The 16,432-nt window shown below is 74.9% G+C and carries 11 protein-coding genes; 5 read left to right on the forward strand and 6 right to left on the reverse strand.

What is annotated here, in order from left to right; genetic code table 11:
• Positions 1–191: 191 nt before the first annotated feature.
• The 3 genes from ACGF0D_RS37000 to ACGF0D_RS37010 all read right to left on the reverse strand — a co-directional run bounded on the left by ACGF0D_RS37000 (position 192) and on the right by ACGF0D_RS37010 (position 2,601).
• The gene (locus ACGF0D_RS37000) at positions 192–680 is read right to left on the reverse strand and encodes an RICIN domain-containing protein (protein WP_392879638.1); all 489 of its coding nucleotides are present in this window, start codon (positions 678–680) and stop codon (positions 192–194) included.
• A 298-nt stretch (positions 681–978) separates the two neighbouring features.
• Positions 979–1,989, reverse strand: coding sequence for a hypothetical protein (locus ACGF0D_RS37005; RefSeq protein ID WP_392923953.1), 1,011 nt, complete (start codon positions 1,987–1,989; stop codon positions 979–981).
• Positions 1,990–2,295: 306 nt separating this feature from the next.
• A complete protein-coding gene (locus tag ACGF0D_RS37010; protein WP_392923956.1) occupies positions 2,296–2,601 on the reverse strand; it encodes a hypothetical protein in 306 nt (101 codons plus the stop codon).
• A 153-nt stretch (positions 2,602–2,754) separates the two neighbouring features.
• On the opposite strand from ACGF0D_RS37010, the gene ACGF0D_RS37015 reads away from it, so the two are divergent.
• Entirely contained in the window at positions 2,755–3,615 is an 861-nt protein-coding gene (locus ACGF0D_RS37015) for an alpha/beta fold hydrolase (protein ID WP_392923959.1), read from the forward strand.
• A 113-nt stretch (positions 3,616–3,728) separates the two neighbouring features.
• On the opposite strand, the gene ACGF0D_RS37020 is transcribed toward ACGF0D_RS37015, so the two are convergent.
• Positions 3,729–4,244, reverse strand: a complete 516-nt coding sequence (locus ACGF0D_RS37020; RefSeq protein WP_392879627.1) for an aegerolysin family protein — start codon at positions 4,242–4,244, stop codon at positions 3,729–3,731.
• Between the two features lie 211 nt (positions 4,245–4,455).
• Between ACGF0D_RS37020 and ACGF0D_RS37025 the strand changes: the two genes are divergently transcribed.
• Positions 4,456–7,500 (forward strand): BTAD domain-containing putative transcriptional regulator, encoded by a 3,045-nt coding sequence (locus tag ACGF0D_RS37025; RefSeq protein ID WP_392923962.1) that lies wholly within the window; start codon positions 4,456–4,458, stop codon positions 7,498–7,500.
• Between the two features lie 62 nt (positions 7,501–7,562).
• Here ACGF0D_RS37025 and ACGF0D_RS37030 read toward each other — a convergent pair whose 3' ends face one another.
• Both ACGF0D_RS37030 and ACGF0D_RS37035 read right to left on the reverse strand, forming a co-directional pair.
• Positions 7,563–9,461, reverse strand: a complete 1,899-nt coding sequence (locus ACGF0D_RS37030) for a protein kinase (protein WP_392923965.1) — start codon at positions 9,459–9,461, stop codon at positions 7,563–7,565.
• Positions 9,462–9,702: 241 nt separating this feature from the next.
• Positions 9,703–13,587 (reverse strand): phosphodiester glycosidase family protein, encoded by a 3,885-nt coding sequence (locus ACGF0D_RS37035; protein ID WP_392923968.1) that lies wholly within the window; start codon positions 13,585–13,587, stop codon positions 9,703–9,705.
• A gap of 257 nt (positions 13,588–13,844) precedes the next feature.
• Between ACGF0D_RS37035 and ACGF0D_RS37040 the strand changes: the two genes are divergently transcribed.
• From ACGF0D_RS37040 to ACGF0D_RS37050, 3 genes are all read left to right on the forward strand, one after another.
• Entirely contained in the window at positions 13,845–14,690 is an 846-nt protein-coding gene (locus ACGF0D_RS37040; protein WP_392923971.1) for a MerR family transcriptional regulator, read from the forward strand.
• A gap of 112 nt (positions 14,691–14,802) precedes the next feature.
• Entirely contained in the window at positions 14,803–15,765 is a 963-nt protein-coding gene (locus ACGF0D_RS37045) for a quinone oxidoreductase family protein (protein WP_392923974.1), read from the forward strand.
• 47 nt (positions 15,766–15,812) lie between these two features.
• Complete coding sequence (locus ACGF0D_RS37050) at positions 15,813–16,424, forward strand: TetR/AcrR family transcriptional regulator (protein WP_392924055.1); 612 nt, start codon at positions 15,813–15,815, stop codon at positions 16,422–16,424.
• The last annotated feature ends 8 nt before the right edge of the window (positions 16,425–16,432 follow it).

Raw genomic sequence — 16,432 nt, forward strand, 5'->3', positions numbered from 1 at the left:
CCAGACCGCCACCCCACCCGCATCCACACACTCTGCACCCAACACGCCATCACAGCAGCGGCCTGACCCAGATCAAATACTTCGCCAGCAGAGTCACCCCGCCGACTTCCTGCGCACCCCGGCCTTCACCGGAAAGCGGGAACGAGCCCGCCGGGTGCGCAGGCTCGTTCCCCGCGGGCGGGTTGCTTCTCCTACCGGCCGTAGACCTTCCACTGCTGGGCGACGTCGCCGTTCAGCGGCTCCAGGGTGACCTTCTCCCCGACGCCGTGCGGCTCGAGGACCTCACCCGGGTGGCCCGCGGCCTCGATGAGGACGGGCTCGGTCTGGCCCGGCTTCGCGGGCTGCAGCTTCCAGGTCTGGTTGCCGAACGGGAAACCGCACTCGGCCAGCTTCACGGCGTCCCCTTGGCCGAAGGACGTGATGCACGGGGCGCCCGGCCGGTTGGCTGCCCGGATCTCGTAGGTGCCGGGGGCCACCTCCTGGAAGGTCCACTCGCTGGAGTCGCCGAGGGTGACGTCGTCGCCGGGGCCCGGGTGCAGGAAGTTCCCGTACTTCTCCGACGACACCAACGTGGTGAACTCCGTGGGCTGGGCGGAGGCCGCGGGCGCGGTGGCGGTGAGGGCGCCGGTGAACAGGCCCGCCGCGGCGACGGCCAGTGCGATCTTTCCGGTCTTCGTCATGTCGTCTTCTCTTTCGCTCGATCGGTCGCAGGCGATTCCTGGGACGTCCACGAACATCCTGGACGCCGCCGGTGCCGCCGGACCGGGCGAGGCCGGGGCCCCTTGCCCTTCGCGGGTGAAAGACCGCATCGGGCGTATCACCCCGGGGTCAGCCGAACGGGCGCGGTCGCACGCGGCCCACCTGCGGCAACCGGCCGTCGGAGTGGGGGTGTTGACGCAGAGTGACCAGCCGGGTGGCGGCCACTCCCCCCGGTCGCCCGCATCGGCCCGGAGCCCGGGGCGGGCGTCTGCGGCGTCGTCACGTACCGCTCTCGGCGGCGACGAAGGTGTACGCGCCCATTTCGAGGAACAGGAAGTCCTGGAGCCCGGGCACGCCGGTGAGGGGGACGGCGAGTCGCCGTTCGAGCGCTCCGGCGGTGGTGTTCACCACCTTGTAGGCCCGCAGCACGATCCGGGCGTCACACGGGAGCGGCTGGTCGAACTGGATCACGACCGTGACCGTGCCGGAGTAGTTGGCGGGCAGGGTGACCGCACGCGAGTACCCCTCGTCGCTGCCGGGCGAGTAGACCGGCGCCGTCACGCTGAACGGGGCCTGCTGGTCGGTGTTGGAGAAGGTCGCGGTGCCGTCGGGCAGGTCGGTGCCGGAGATCCCGAAGACGATCCGCTCCGGGGTGTTGTCCAGGTTGCTGACGGCCAGGTCGGAGAGGACGTAGTTGGTCTGCCGGCACGGGATGACGTCGATGTTGCGCCAGCCGACGTTGGGGTTGTACCGGACCCAGTTCAGGTAGTCGACGAGCGAGCTGAAGGTGGGCAGCGTCGCGGACATGGGGTGGGCGGGGGTGTCCACGGTGGTGATCGTGCAGTAGTGGCCGGGCGGGTTCTGGCTCGGCCAGAGGAAGGCGGACCTGCTGACGCAGATCTGCCTGGGAGGGATCTCCCTGCTGCCGCCGCGGACGGTGAACGGCACGGTGGTGCCGCCGCCTTCGGCGTTGATCGGGGTCCACGCGCGCGGGTCCAGGAGCAGCCCGCCGGGCGCGTAGTAGAGCCTGACGTCGCCGGAGGTGGGGCACCCGGTCCTCAGGTTCTTTCCCCGGACGTAGATGCGGTTGAGCCGTCCCTGCACGATGGGGTGGCTGATGCCGAGGTCGGGGCCGCCGTAGCTGGACTCCAGCAGGCCGAAGTCGAGGATGTCGCTGCCGAACGGGATGATGTCCGGGGATTCCCAGACGGGGTCGGACGTGGGGGTCTGTCCCATGTCGCGGAAGTTGTCCCGGACCAGGATGTCGTTCCAGTTGGCGGCGGCGTTCATGGTTCCTCCCCGAGTGAAACGGTGGGTGCCGGACGGCGAAGGTGGGTGCCGGACGGCCGAACAGGCCCGGGTGCGGGTTCTTCGGCGGCGCTCCGCCGGACGCGGGTCTTTGGGCCGGGGCCGTACGTCGGCTCACGCGCCGTCGGATGGGCGGGCCGTGGTGTGGGGTTCGTGGGGAAACGTCCCGGTACAGGAAATGTATCGGGCTCGAACCACCTTGCCCTATAGGCCGGAAGAGTGAATGCGCGGCACGTACGGACGTCGGCCCCCACCGGGCGGCGGGGGCCGACTTCCCTGCCCTACAGGTCAGTTGTCGTTGTTGACCTTGGTGTACGCCGCGCTGTAGCCGGTCGGGCAGTACAGGGTGTCGCTGCCGTTGCCCATGCGCCAGGAGCCGATGACCGTCGTCTGGTTGCCCTTGACGTTGTCGTTGTTGCAGACCAGCACCAGCTGCCAGTGGTTCTTCGTGGCGGTGGTCTGGCAGCTCACCGATCCCCAGTTCGTGCCCTGGGTGGTGCTGCAGTACGAGGTCGCCGACGCCCCCGGCGCCGCCATCACCCCGGCCGCCACCAGCAGTGCCGCACCCGTACCCAGAGCCGCAATCCGTCGCATGGCCTTCTCCCTCGTCGCGTCTCGAACAACGTTGCGGTCAGCATGCCGAAGTCGTGATCGGTTGTATCCACCGGCGACACGAATGGCCGAGACGGGTCCATGCGGGCAGTGCGATGATCTTCACTGAGCACAGGTCAGAAAGTGAGCACACACATGCAACCGACGTTCGTACTGGTCCACGGAGCTTTCGCGAACTCCTTCTCCTTCGCGCCGCTCCAGGCCGAACTCGGCCTCCTGGGGCACCGTTCCGTCGCCGTCGACCTGCCCGGGCACGGGTTCGCCGCGACGTACCCGCGCGCCTACCAGGCGCCGCAGGACCTCGAGGGGCTCGCCGCCGCGCCCGGGGCCATCAAGGGCGTCACGCTCGCCGACAACGTCGCGCACCTCGTGGGGATACTCGAGCGGGCCAAGCGCAACGGGCCGGTCGTCCTGGTCTCCCACAGCCGCGGCGGTCTGACGGCGACCGTCGCGGCCAACCGGCGGCCCGACCTGATCGACCGCATCGTCTACGTCTCCTCCTGGTGCCCCGTCGACCTCGAGGTCGGCGCCTACTACGCCGAGCCCGAGATGGCCACGGTCGACGCCTCGGGAATGCTGTCGGCGATGGTCGGCAACCCGGCCGAACTGGGGCTGCTGCGCTCCAACTTCCGTACCGCCGACCCCTCCGTCCTCGCGGCGTTCAAGGCGGCCTTCCTCGCCGACGGGACGGACGACGAGTTCCTGGCCGTCCTCAACACCTTCCAGCCCGACGAGAACCTCGACACCGGCACGCCCGGGGACCGGGCGCAGGCCGACACCTGGGGGCGGATCCCCCGGACGTACGTGCGGCTGACCGAGGACGCCGGCATACCGCTCGCCATGCAGGACCGGATGATCCGCGAGGGCGACGAGCTGACGCCGGAGAACCCGTACGACGTCCGCACCCTCGCCGGCAGCCACCTGAAGTGGCTGGTGGACCCGGCGCCGGCGGCGCGCGTCCTGGCGGAGGTCGCCGCGCTGCTGCCTGCCGAGTGACCTGACGGCGTCGCCGAACGGGCGCGGGCGCCCGGCCGGGGGAGGAAGTCCCGGCCGGGCGCCCGGCGGTCAGGGGCCGCCGGTGAGGGGCCCAGCGCTCAGGGGCGCGGCGGTCACAGGCCCCTGATCGTCCAGTACACGGCGGCGTTGTTGCCGCTGCCGCCGCTCTGCGCGAACCCGAACTTCGGGTCGGAACCCGCGGTGTCGTAGCCGTTGCTGCCGACGTACGGGTTGTTCCAGTGGAGCTGGACGCGCTTGCCGTTGAGGTCGGGGTTGCCGCAGTTGGCCGCGTCGTAGATGACGTGGCCCTCGGTGCCGGTCATGAAGCCGTTGCTCTCGGACTGCCAGCGTGCGGTGCTCCCGTCGGTGATGATGGGGTCCGGGGCCTTCGTCCAGATGCCGTGGTCCAGCCAGTTGTTCTGCAGGCGCAGTTCGCAGCCGGTCCAGTTGACGACCAGGACCTCGGTGCTGCGCGCCGCGCTCAGCAGCTGCGTCTGCTCCTGGGTCTGCTCCTGCGTGGGCTGCTGCTGCGCGGTGGCCGCGCCGGCCGGGGCGGCGGCCGTGAACAGCGCGGCGGCGACGCCGGCCGCGGCCAGGGTCGCTCGGACCAGGGACTTCCGCTGTGCCATCGGGTGTTCCTCTCGCTCTGGGACCGCGTCGGTGCGGTCTCCTGCCGGAAGACTCGGCGGCGCCCGTCGACAGATGGTCGACGAACGGTCGACAGCTTGTTGACAGGTGATGGACAAGCCGCGGGTCCGACCCGGGTGCGCCGCCCTGACCAGGGGTGATGCGGCCGGTAAAATGCCCCGGGGGATTTTTGCGGGTGGAGGGGGACGGCCGGTGGGTGGTTTACGGTTCGCGGTGCTGGGGCCGCTGCGGGGGTGGCGGGACGGCGGTGAGCTGGCGCTGGGCTCGCCGCAGCAGCGGAGCCTGCTGCTCGCGCTGCTGCTGAGGGCCAACCACCCCGTGTCGACCGGTCAGCTCGTCGACGACCTGTGGGGCGAGGAGCCGCCCGCCAAGCCGTCCGCCGTGATCCGCACGTACGTCCACCGCCTGCGCCGCGTCCTGGGGCCGGAGGCGCCGAGCACGCTCAGCGGCGGCTACCTGCTCGCGGTGGACGCCGGGGCGCTGGACACCCACCGCTTCGAGGAGCTCGTCGGCGAGGCGAAGGCGCTGCGCGCCGCCGGGGAGCACGCCCGCGCCGCCGCCGTGCTCCGCTCGGTGCTGGCCCTGTGGCAGGGCGAGCCGATGGCCGCGCTGCCCGGCCCGTACGCGGAGCGGCAGCGCGGGGAGTGGGCCGAACGCCGGGTGACCGTCCTGGAGTCGTGCCTGGAGGCCGAGGTCGAGGCCGGGCCGTCCGGCGAGGTCGTCGCCGAACTGACCGCGGTCACGGCCGAACACCCGCTGCGGGAACGGTTCTGCGAACTGCTGATGCTCGCCCTCTACCGCACCGGCCGGCAGGCCGAGGCCCTGGGCGCGTACCGCGCGACGGACCGGCGGCTGCGCGAGCAGCTCGGCGTCAGCGCCGGGCCCGGTCTGCGCGAGCTGCAGCGCCGGATCCTGGCGGCCGACGCCGCCCTCCTGGCGCCCGCGCCGCCCCGGCCCGCCGCCACCACCGGCGCCACCGGCGCCACCGGCACCGGCACAGCCAGCGCGGCCGCGCCCCGCCCGCCGTACCGGGCGCCGGTGCGGCCGACCCAGGTCCCGGCCGACCTCGCCGACTTCACCGGCCGCGAGGCGCAGAGCGAGGCGCTGCGGGCCGTCCTGCTCGCCCCCCGCACCGTGCCCGTGGCGGTCGTGGCGGGTCTGGGCGGGGTGGGCAAGACGGCGCTGGCCGTGCACGTCGCGCACGGGCTGGCCGCCGACTTCCCCGACGGCCAGCTCTACCTCGACCTGCACGGGGCCGACGGCCGCCCGACCCGGCCCGAGGAGGTGCTGGGCGTCTTCCTGCGCTCCCTCGGCGTGCCGGCCGACGGGCTGGCCTCCGGGCTCGCCGAACGCTCCGCCCAGTTCCGCTCGCTGCTCTCCGAGCGGCGCGTGCTGGTCGTCCTCGACAACGCCCGGGACGCCGAGCAGATCAGGCCGCTGCTGCCCGGGCGGCCCGGCTGCGCCGTGCTCGTCACCAGCCGGGCCCGGCTCGGTTCGCTGCCCAACGCGCAGGTCGTCGAGCTGACCGCCTTCGCCCCGCGGGAGGCCCTCGGCCTGCTCGGCCAGGTGATCGGCGAGCAGCGGCTGCGGGCCGAGCAGGACACGGCGGCGGAACTCGTCCGGCTCTGCGGCCATCTCCCGCTGGCGGTGCGCATCCTCGCCGCGCGCCTGGCCTGCCGGCCGGGCTGGGCCATGGAGCGGCTGCTCGACAAGCTGTCCGGGAACCTCCGCCGGCTGGACGTGCTGCGCGCCGGGGACCTCGCCGTCGAGCCGGCGTTCCGCTTCGGCTACGACCAGCTGACGCCCGAACAGGCCCGCGCCTTCCGGCTGTTGGCGCTGCCGGAGGTGCCCGACCTGTCGCCGGGCGCGGTCGCGGCGGTGCTCGGCCTGCCCGAGCACGAGGCCGAGGAGCTGGCCGAGTCGCTGGTCGACTGCTCGATGCTGGAGACGGCGCCGCCGGACCGCTACCGGTACCACGACCTGCTGCGCTCCTTCGCCCAGCGGCTCGCCCCGGAGGCGGAGGCGAAGGCGGAGGCGGACGGGCAGGTGCGGGGCGAGGAGGACGGGCGGGCGGACGCGCGGGTGCGAGGCGAGGAGGACCGCCCGGCGGCCGTGCTCACCCGCCTGGTGGCCCGTCAGCACGCGGAGACCCTCGCGGCGCTCGGCCTGTCCGCGGCCCGCGCCGCCCTGCCCGAGGCGGGGGCCGGCGCCGGCCCCCGCGCGGTGGCCCCGCCCGGCGGCGTCGACTACCAGGGCGTCGGCGCGCTGGTCGGCCAGTACGCCGGGCTCGCGGAACCGCCCCGGCTCGACCTGGCGGCCGAACTGCTGCTCGGCTGCAGCCTGTTGTGCGAGACCGGGCAGGCCACCCGGCCGCTCGGGCACGCGGCCAAGGTCCTGCTCCAGGCCGCCGTCCGGGCGGGCGACCGGACGGCCGAGGTCAGGGCCCGGCTGGTGCTCGGACGGCTGCTGACCGAGGTCGGCTCCGAGCCCGCCGCCCTCGCCGAGCTGTTCAGGACCCGCGACCTGTGCACCGCCCACGGCCTGCCGGGGCCGCTGCTCGCCCTGGCCCACGCCGCGCTGGGCGCCCTGTTCGTCCAGGTCGGCCGGCCGGGCGACGCGCTCGGCGGCTTCACCGCGGCGATCTCGGTCTGGGAGCGGCTCGGCGACCAGCGCTCGGTGGCGGCCGAACTGCTCAACCTGGCGGGCGCGTTCACCGAACTCGGCCGGTACGACGCGGCGGTGCGCGTGGTCGACCAGTCCCTGCTGATCTGCCACCGGCTCGCCGACTACGAGCTGCAGGCGCTCGCCCTGGACTCGCTGGGGACGATCGCCCACGACCGCGGCGAGTTCGAGCAGGCCCTGCGCCACCACCGCAACGCCCTGTCCCTGCTGCGGCCGGACGACCGGCGCCGTACGGGCCGTACGTTGCTGCGGCTCACCGAGTCGCTGCGCGCCGTGGGCCGCGGCGAGGAGGCGGTGGCGGCGGCCGGGCGGGCGGTCGAGGTGCTGACCCTCGACGGCGACCGCCGGGGGCGGGGGCTGGCGCTGGCGGCGCTCGGCGACGCGCTCGCCGAGCGCGGCACCGCACCGGACGAGGCCCTGGCGCGCCGGTCGGAGGCCTACGACATCCTGGCCTCCATCGGCTCCCCCGAGGCCAACCGGCTGCGCGCCCTGATCGGCCCCGGCGGGCCCGTCGTGCGGCCGCGCCGGCAGTGGCCGTCCTGGCTTCCGGCGTGACCCGCCGCAGGCCCGGTCGGCGGCCGGGGGCTCAGCGGCGGCTCAGGTGACTCATCGGCGGCTCAGCTGATCGTCCACACCTGGCTCTGGCCGCCGGTGCAGTCCGCCCCGTGGGCCGCCACGCCGATTCCCACGGACGTCAGGCACAGCCGGGTGCCGACGTTGAAGATCCGGTAGCCGCCCTGGACCGGCTCGATGTCCCAGACCTGGTTCCAGCCGGCCGGCGGGCTCGACCAGATCTGCATCAGGTTGCTCGTGCGGTCCTGGTCCAGCACCTTGGTGAAGTTGCTGGAGGCGTTGCGCAGGTAGTACATCCCCTCGGCGACCTTGTCCAGTCGCCACTGCTGCGCCGCCGTGCCGTTGACGAAGTAGGTGCCGACCACGTTGCCGTCCTGGTCCGCGGAGTTGTAGTTGTCCAACGCGCCGTTGGCGCCGGCGATCAGCGCCACGGGGGGCAGCTGCGGCCTCGGCGGCGTCGTGGGCGGCGCGGACGGCAGCGGCGTCCCGGTTCCGGTCGCGGTGGGCGTGGCCGGTTCGCCGGTGGCGGGCCGGTCCGGGGCGGAGGGGCTCGGCGCGGGCGGAACGGGGTTCTGACCGGCGGCGGGTGCGGCCGGAGGCGGGGCGGGGCTCCAGCCGGGTACGGCGGGAGCCGGGGCGGCGGGCAGGGCGGCTGGCGGCGCGGCAAGCGGGGCAGGCAGGGCGGCAAGGGGCGACCCGGGGGGCGTTTCGGGCCCGGCGGCGGGTGCGGGGCTCTGGCCCTCTCCGGCCGACGGTACGGGGGCCGCCGCCTGCTGGGCGCTCGGGCGGGCCGCCTCCACCAGCGCGACCGGCTCCGGCACCGCCGGCTGGGCGACGGCGCCGTGCGGCGCCCGGCCGGGCCGCACCACCGTGGCCCCGGCGGCCCCGGCCACGCAGAGCAGCGTCAGCGCCGTCAGCCCGGCCAGCGTCCGCAGGCGGCGTCCGGCCCGTGGCGCGCGCGCCACGGCCGGCCGGGTCCGGGTCCGGGTGTGGGCGGAGGTCTGGGTCGGGGTCCGGTCCGGGACCGGCGCGGGCGCGGGCCTCCCCTCGACCGCCCCCTCGACCGCCCCCTCGACCGCCGCGAGGGCGCGCCGCACCGCCGTGGCCATCGTCGCCGCGTCCGGCCAGCGCTCGCCGGGCTCCTTGGCCATCGCCCGCTCGACCAGCGCCCACACCGGTGCGGGCACGTCCCCGGGCAGCGGCGGCACGGGCTCCGTCAGGTGCTTGAGGATCACTTCGAGGGCGGTCTCCCCCTCGTACGGGAGGTGGCCGGCCAGGCACTCGTAGAGGACCACGCCGAGCGCGTAGAGGTCGGCGGAGGCGGTGACCGTCCCGGTGGAGGCCTGTTCCGGTGCCTGGTAGGCGGCGGTGCCCAGCACCATCCCCGGGACGGTGAGCCGGGCGTCGCAGGCGGGCCGGGCGATGCCGAAGTCCGCGATCACCGTCCGGTCGCCGCGGACCATCAGGTTGGCCGGTTTGATGTCCCGGTGGACCACTCCGGACTCGTGCGCGGCCTCCAGCGCCTCCAGCACCTGCAGGGCCATCCGCAGGGCCTGCGCCGCCGGCAGGGCGCCGCGGTGTTCCAGGACGGCGCTCAGCGGCTGGCCGTCGATCAGTTCCATGACCAGGTAGCCGACCGGGCGCCGCCCGGCCGTGCCCGAGTACCCCTCGCCGTGCCCGCCGCCGCGCCCCTCGCCGAACCCGCCGTCGTGCCCGTAGTCGTACACGCCGACGATGCCCGGGTGCCGCAGCTGCGCCATGACGCGGGCCTCGGCGTGGAAGCGCTCGGCGAAGCCGGGTTCGTCCAGCAGCGCGGGCTTCACCACCTTGACCGCCACCCGGCGGCCGAGGACCTCGTCCTCGGCGAGCCACACGTCGCCCATCGACCCGCCGCCCAGCCAGTCCACCAGCCGGTAGCGGTCGGCGAGCACGGTGCCGCGCATGCTTCTCCCTGAATCGAGGAACCGAGGAATCGAGGAACCGATGCCGAGGACCGGAGCGGATCCGGGGGCGGGCCCGGTCCCCCGGGCGTGCCCTGGGCCCGTGGCACACTCCGAGGATCATGACACCGACATAACGACTTACTGACTGACCATCATAGGAATCACGCTCAACTCCGGCCATCAGCGGCCCGCAGGCCCGGACCGTGGACGGTCCGGGCCTGCGGTCATTGCCGATGGTTCGTCACAGTTTGGCGCACTGGCCGCCCTTCGGGCCGCCGACGGTGTTGGCGAGGCCGCCGTCGACCGGGGCCGGGGTGTTGCCGGAGCAGTCCAGCGGGCCGCGCACGGTGGTGCCGGCCAGCAGGGTGGCGCCCCGGTTGAGGGCGAGGTGCAGCGGGCCGGCGACCGTGGTGCGCAGGAGTGCCGTGCTGCCGGTGGTGCCACTGACGGCGACCGGGCCGCCCACGGTGGTGTCGCTCAGCAGCAGGGTGCCCGCGCCGCGGGCGGAGAGCGGGCCGGCCACGGTGGAGTCGACGGCCACCAGGGACGCGCCGGGCCGGACCAGGACCGGGCCGTCGATGCTCGCGCCCTGGAGGCAGGTGACGCCCGAGGTGACGGCGAGCGAGGAGTGCTTGCCGCGCACGGTGGTGGTGCAGACCGGCGCCGGGCCGACGGTGAGCGGCTGTTCGGCCGTCACCCCGCCGACGGTGACGCTCAGTGTCCCGGTGCCGGGGCGCAGCCCGGTCAGGGTGGCGGTGGCGGGGTCGTAGGCGGCGACGGCGGTGCGCGGGGCGCTCGCGGCGGTGCCGATGTGGACGCTGGTGCCGCCCCACTGGGCGGTGACGGGCCAGGCGACGGGTACGGTGCGTTCGCCGTCCTGGGTGAAGGTGGCGGTCACGGGGGCGGTTTCGAGCAGGCCGAGTGCGGTGGGGGCCTTGAGGTCGACGGTGTCGGCGCGGGCGTGGACTTCGGCGCGCAGCCAGGCGGTGGTGTCGTCGGCGACGGCGTAGGGGTCGGTGGCGCGGCCGGCGGCGGGGTCGATGCCGAGCATCGTCCAGCCGGTGAAGCCGCCGCGGTCGGGTTCGGCGGCGGGGCCCTTGCCGGAGTTGCCGTTGATCAGGTGCGGGACGCCGTCGATGCTCTGGGCGTGGAAGGCGCCGACGTGGCCGGTGACCATGGCGGCGGACTTGCCGCGGGTGCGGAGGTCGGCGAGCCACTGTTCGACGAGGGCGGCTTCCTTGCGGTCGCCGAGTTGGCTGCCCTGGTCGGGCAGGGGGTCGCGGGTGGGGTGGTGTTCGAAGAGCAGCAGGCCGGTGACGGACGGGTCCTGGGCGGCGCCGTCGAGGGCGGAGCGCAGGGTGGCGATCTGGTCGAAGCCGCCGGCGCGCAGGGTGCCGAGGGAGCTGTCGAGGGTGACGAAGCGGGTGCCCTTGACGTCGAAGACCTGGGTGGTGTCGCCGAAGGCGGCCTTGAAGTTGTCGATGGTGCCGGGGCCCATGACCTCGTGGTTGCCGGGCACGTAGTGCCAGGGGATGCTGTGGCCGGTGAGCTGGTCGAACTCGTCGAGGAGGGTGCGGGCGAGGGCGAAGTCGGCGGGGGCGGCCTCGTCGACGAAGTCGCCGTCGATGACGAGCAGTTCGGGTTTGGCGGCGGCGATGTCGCGCAGGGTGCGGCGGGCGGCCTGGACGATGTCGCTGTCGGGGTTGCGGGCGACGAACTGGGCGTCGGACATGACGGCGACGCGCAGCGGGCGGTGGTCGACGGTGCCGTGGGTGAGCACGACGGGGTCGGTGACGCGTGGCTGGGCGGGCAGTTCGACGTCGGGGGCGACCTTGGCGCGCAGGTCGGCGAGGGTGAGGGCGCCGGTGTAGGAGCGGGCGGCGCTGGTTTCCATCAGGCGGAAGCGCTGGACGGTGAGCGGGTACTGGACGCCCGCGGGGACGGGGAACTCGACCTTGCGCCAGCCGGTCCAGGTGACCGTCGGGGCGTCGAGGTTGGCGGTGACGCCGGCGGCGGTGCGGTACTGGATGCGCGGCCAGGCGCCGTTGCCGTCGCCCTCGATCCACAGGGTGAGGGCGCGGGGCTGGCCGGGGAGCACGATGCCCTCGGGGGCGATGGCGTACTGGCCGCGGGTGCCGGTGGAGTGGGTGAAGTCGTAGGCCAGGCGCAGGCCGTGGGTGCCGTCGGGGCCGGGGGCGGGGGCCACCGAGCCGCCGGGGGCGCGGTCGTTGCCGGATTTCCAGGCGGCGGCGTCGGAGAAGTCGGCGACGGGCTTCTCGGTCATGCCGACGGTGACGGCGACGGCGCTCTCGAGCGGGCCGACGGTGAGCTTGAGGGTGGCGGACTTGCCGTCGGCGAGGGCCTTGAGGGCGATGGTGCCGTCGGGGGCGGCGCTCGTCTCGACGACGCCGTCGCCGCCGGTGACCTTGATGTCGGCGGCCTCGACGGGTGCGGTGTGGCCGAGGGCGTCGTGGCCGGTGACGGTGAGGCGGGCGGTGGCGCCGGTGCTGTCGAGGGCGATCGGCTCGGCGCCGGCGGTGATGCGCACGGCGGGGCCGAGCACGGTCAGTGCCAGCGCGGACTTCTGGGCGCCCTGGGCGGTGACGGCGACCTCGGCGGGGCCGGAGGCGCGGCCGGTGACGACGGCGTCCAGGCCTCGGCCCTCGACGCCGACCTTGTCGCCGGTCGCGGTGGACCAGGTGGTGGCGGGCGCCGGGGCGGTGACGGCGCCGTAGGCCTCGTCGTGGGGCAGGGCGCGCACGGTGCGGCGCAGGCCGGGGAAGACGCGGGCGGCGGTGTCCACGGGTTCGGCCGGGCGCAGCCGGAAGCCCTTGGTGGTGCCGGTGCCGGGGGTGGAGAACAGGCCGAGGCCGTTGGCGACGGCGCGTTCCCCGCCGTTGTCGGAGGGGTGGCTGACGGTGCCGGCCTGCTGGGCGCCGGGCAGGCGGGCGGCCATGGCGGCGGAGCCGCCGCCGTCCATGTTGAGCGCGTTGTGGGCGCCCATGTCGCGCATCAGGACGGCGAGGTCGGGGAGGTTGATGCCGGGGCTGTCGGCCTGGCGGCCGTCGACGGTGACGAGGTACAGGCGCCGGTTGTCGGCGGAGAAGCCGACGGCGGTGCGGGCGTTGGGCTGGTTGGCGTCGTTCTCGCCGGAGCGCTGGGCGACGCCGTCGGCGACGAGGACCTGGTAGCCGCCGACGGCGACGGCGACCTCGCCGAAGGAGGCGCGGGGGCGGTAGCCGACGGTGACCTGGTCGCCGGGCCTGAGGTCGCGCAGGGCGCGGGCGCCGGCCTCGCGGCCGACCAGGACGGTGGCGCCCTCGGGGACGGCGGCGCCGAGTCGGTCCCGTACGGCGGTGACCTTGCCGTCGCGCAGTTCGACCTCGGCGACGTCGGCGGAGCCGTCGGCGACGTGGGTGCGGGTGGCGTCGCCCCAGGCGGGGGTGAAGACGCCGACGCCGTCGGCGGGCAGGCCGTAGGTGTTGACGCCGTCGAGGGTCAGCTCGCGGCCGGCGGGCAGGTTCGCGTGGCCCTCCAGGAAGACCTGGGCCATCCGGGCGAGGCCGTCGGTGCCGACGGTGACGGCCTGGTTCCAGCCCTCGACGGGGGCGTGGATGAGGCCGTCCTCGCGGGAGACGCCGACCCCGAGGGGGGCTTCGGAGGCGTTCATGTCGAAGTAGTCGCCGTTGATCGCGGCGACGGCTCCGGCGCCGCGGGCCATGTCGGTGACGGTCCGGCGGGTGGTCACCTTGCCGGAGGACAGGTAGTCGACGCTCAGGCCCTCGGTGTCCAGGTCGGCGACGAGGACCTTGCCGCGGATCCAGCCGGCGGCGGCGAGGCGGTCGAAGGCGGTCATGGTCAGGCCGGGGGCGATGGGGGTGACCTCGCGGCGGGTGACCACGGACTCGCCGGGGCGGTCCAGGGCCAGGGCGGGGTCGGTGGCGTGGGGCCGGGTGCCGGCCGCCGTGCCGGCCGTCGTTGGGGCCGGGGCGGGGGCGGCCCAGGCAGGGGCGGCCCAGGCAGGGGTGGCGAGGCCGGCCAGGGCGGCGGCCAGGGCGAGTGCGCCCAGGGCACGGCGGGTGCGGGTGCGGGCGTCGGTGCGGGCGGGTGCGGGTGGGGGTGGCATGCGGGGTTCTCCTCGTACGGCGGCGGGCGGGGCGCCGGGTGTGTCGTCGTTCGCCCGCGGACGGTGCGGCCCGGGGGCGGGTCCTCCCGGGCCGCGGGAAGTCAACCGTGCACGGACGACCTGCGGTCCACGGCCTGGTGAACCGTCCCGCTCGACGCCGCGAACAGGCTGCCGGATCCGGCGGGAAAGCTGACGTACCGCCACGAAGGGGGCGCGGGTTTGCCCCTGCCCCTGGGGCAGGGGGCACAGTGGCGGGCGTGCAGGAGGACATGATCACCATCGGTGAACTCGCCGCCAGGACCAGGCTCAGCCTCAAGGCCCTGCGGCTCTACGGCGCGCGGGGGCTGTTGCCGCCCGCCCTGGTCGACCCGCGCACCGGGGTGCGCCGCTACGGCCCGGCGCAGGTCGAGCGGGCCCGGCGCATCGCGCTGCTGCGCGCCGCCGGGCTGCCGCTGGCGCGGATCCCGTCGGTACTGGACGTCGACGGCGACGCCGCCGAGGGCCCAGGCGCGGGCGCGGGCGCGGCCGAGCGGGCGCTGCTGGCGTACTGGCGGGAGCGGGAGGCCGAGCACGCGGCCCGCCGGGAGGCGGTGGGCTACGCCCGAGAGGTTCTGACCGGAAGGAGCACCACCATGTTCGAGATCGCCGAGCGCGACGTGCCCGAGCAGCACGTCCTGTTCGTCCGGCGGCACGTGGACGCCGCCGCGCTGCCCGGCTTCCTCGCCGAGGCCGGCGAGTCGCTGCTCGGGCGGCTGCGGGAGGTCGACGCGTGCCTGTCCGGGCCGCTGTTCGCGGTGTTCCACGGCCTGGTGGGCGAGGACTGCGACGCCCTGGTCGAGGTCTGCGCCCCCACCCCGAACGCCGTCGGCCCGCACGGCCCGTTCGGGGTGCGCATCGAGGCCGCGCACCGCGAGGCGTACACCGCCCTGCCCCGGCGGGGCTTCGCCGCGATGGCCGCCGCCCACGACGCGGTGGGCGCCTGGGTCGCCGCCCGCGGGTACCGGCGGGGCGGGCCGAACCGGGAGGTGTACTACCCGAACTGGGCGACCGCCGGGCCGGAGGAGCACGTCGCGGACGTCGCCGTGCCGCTGGCGGCGGGGTGACGGGCAACTGCCCGACCGCCGTACGGCTTTCTGGACTTGTGGGTCCATTTTCGGCTGCCTACCGTGCTGTTCACCCTCCCCCGAACGAGCCCGTACAGAAAGGTGTCAGCCCATGCACGCGATCCGGATCGAGGAGCACGGCGGCCCCGAGGTCATGCGCTGGACCGAGCTGCCGGACCCGGTCCCCGGCCCCGGCGAGGCGCTGGTGCGCCTGGGCGCGGCCGGCGTCAACTTCATGGACGTCGGCGCCCGCGCCGAGGGCGGCCCGGGCTGGGCGGCGCCGGCGGTGCTCGGCGCCGAGGGCATGGGCTACGTCGCCGCCCTCGACGCGGGGGTGGACGGCCTGGCCGTCGGCGACCGGGTGGCCTGGTTCTACCACCCGGGCAGCTACGCCGAGTTGCTCGCGGTCCCGGCCGCCTCGCTGGTCAAGGTGCCCGACGGGGTGCCGGACGAGGTCGCGGGCGGCCTGCTGATGCAGGGCCTGACCGCGAGCCACCTGAGCACCGAGACCTACCCGATCGCCCCGGGCGACACCGCGGTGGTGCACGCGGCGGCGGGCGGCGTCGGCCGGCTGCTCACCCAGCTGGTCAAGGCGCGCGGCGGCGACGTCATCGGCCTGGTCTCCCGCGAGGAGAAGGCCGCCGTCGCGAAGGAGGCCGGCGCCGACCACGTGCTGGTCCACTCCGGCGGCGGCTTCGAGGACCGCATCAGGGAGCTGACCGGCGGGCGCGGGGCCGACGTCGTCTACGACGGCGGCGGCGCCGACACCTTCCACTCCTCCCAGCTGGCCCTGCGCCCGCACGGGGTGCACGCCTACTACGGCCCCTTCATGGGCGTGCCCGAGCTGCGGCCCACCGACCTGCCGAACAGCATCCTGCTGACGTACCCGGTGGTGCACCACCACGTCCCCACCCGCGAGGCGCTGGTACGGCGCGCCGGCGAGCTGTTCGACCTCGTCCTGGCGGGCGGGCTCACCCCGCGGGTCACCGGCCGCTACCCGCTGGCCGAGGCCGCCCGGGCGCACGCGGACCTGGAGTCCCGGCGCACCACCGGCAAGCTGGTCCTGCTGCCGTGAACGCGCTCGCGAACCCGCTCGTGAACGCCGTGACCGCCGTGGACGCCGTGAACACGCCGGAGGGGCACGTCCCGCCGACCCGCAAGGGCGCCGCGACCAGGCAGCGCATCATCGAGGGCGCCGCGCAGGAGATCCGCGCGGAGGGCGTGTTCGCGCTGCGTCTGGAGGACGTGATGGCCCGCACCGCCACCAGCAAGAGCCAGCTGTTCCACTACTTCCCCGGTGGGAAGGACGAGCTGCTGCTGGCCGTGGCCCGCTTCGAGGCGGCCCGGGTCCTCGACGACCAGCAGCCGGAACTGGGCTCCCTCACCTCCCGGGAGGCCTGGTGGCAGTGGCGCGAGAAGGTCCTCGCCCGCTACCGCGCCCAGGGCGTCAGCTGCCCGCTGCACGTGGCGCTGTCCCAGCTGGGCACCGCCACCGGCGCGGGCCGGACGGTGGCCGCCGAGCTGCTGGGGCAGTGGCAGCGCCAGCTCGCCGCGGGCGTGCGCCATCTCCAGGGCAGCAAAGTGGCCGCCGCCGGGCTGGACGCCGAGCGGGAGGCGGCGGCGCTGCTGGCCGGGATCCAGGGCGGGGTGCTGATTCTCATGACCACCGGCTCCACCGACCACCTGGAGGCGGCGCTGGACTCGGGCCTCGCCCGGCTCGGGCTGACCTCCTGACGACGGGC

It is taken from the genome of Kitasatospora sp. NPDC048298 (assembly GCF_043201465.1).
Classification (GTDB): domain Bacteria; phylum Actinomycetota; class Actinomycetes; order Streptomycetales; family Streptomycetaceae; genus Kitasatospora.

Coding starts and splice junctions, on each gene's coding strand:
- ACGF0D_RS37015 (WP_392923959.1), top strand. CDS start 2,755: ATGCAACCGACGTTCGTACTGGTCCACGGAGCTTTCGCGAACTCCTTC.
- ACGF0D_RS37035 (WP_392923968.1), bottom strand. CDS start 13,587: ATGCCACCCCCACCCGCACCCGCCCGCACCGACGCCCGCACCCGCACC.
- ACGF0D_RS37020 (WP_392879627.1), bottom strand. CDS start 4,244: ATGGCACAGCGGAAGTCCCTGGTCCGAGCGACCCTGGCCGCGGCCGGC.
- ACGF0D_RS37005 (WP_392923953.1), bottom strand. CDS start 1,989: ATGAACGCCGCCGCCAACTGGAACGACATCCTGGTCCGGGACAACTTC.
- ACGF0D_RS37045 (WP_392923974.1), top strand. CDS start 14,803: ATGCACGCGATCCGGATCGAGGAGCACGGCGGCCCCGAGGTCATGCGC.
- ACGF0D_RS37000 (WP_392879638.1), bottom strand. CDS start 680: ATGACGAAGACCGGAAAGATCGCACTGGCCGTCGCCGCGGCGGGCCTG.
- ACGF0D_RS37010 (WP_392923956.1), bottom strand. CDS start 2,601: ATGCGACGGATTGCGGCTCTGGGTACGGGTGCGGCACTGCTGGTGGCG.
- ACGF0D_RS37030 (WP_392923965.1), bottom strand. CDS start 9,461: ATGCGCGGCACCGTGCTCGCCGACCGCTACCGGCTGGTGGACTGGCTG.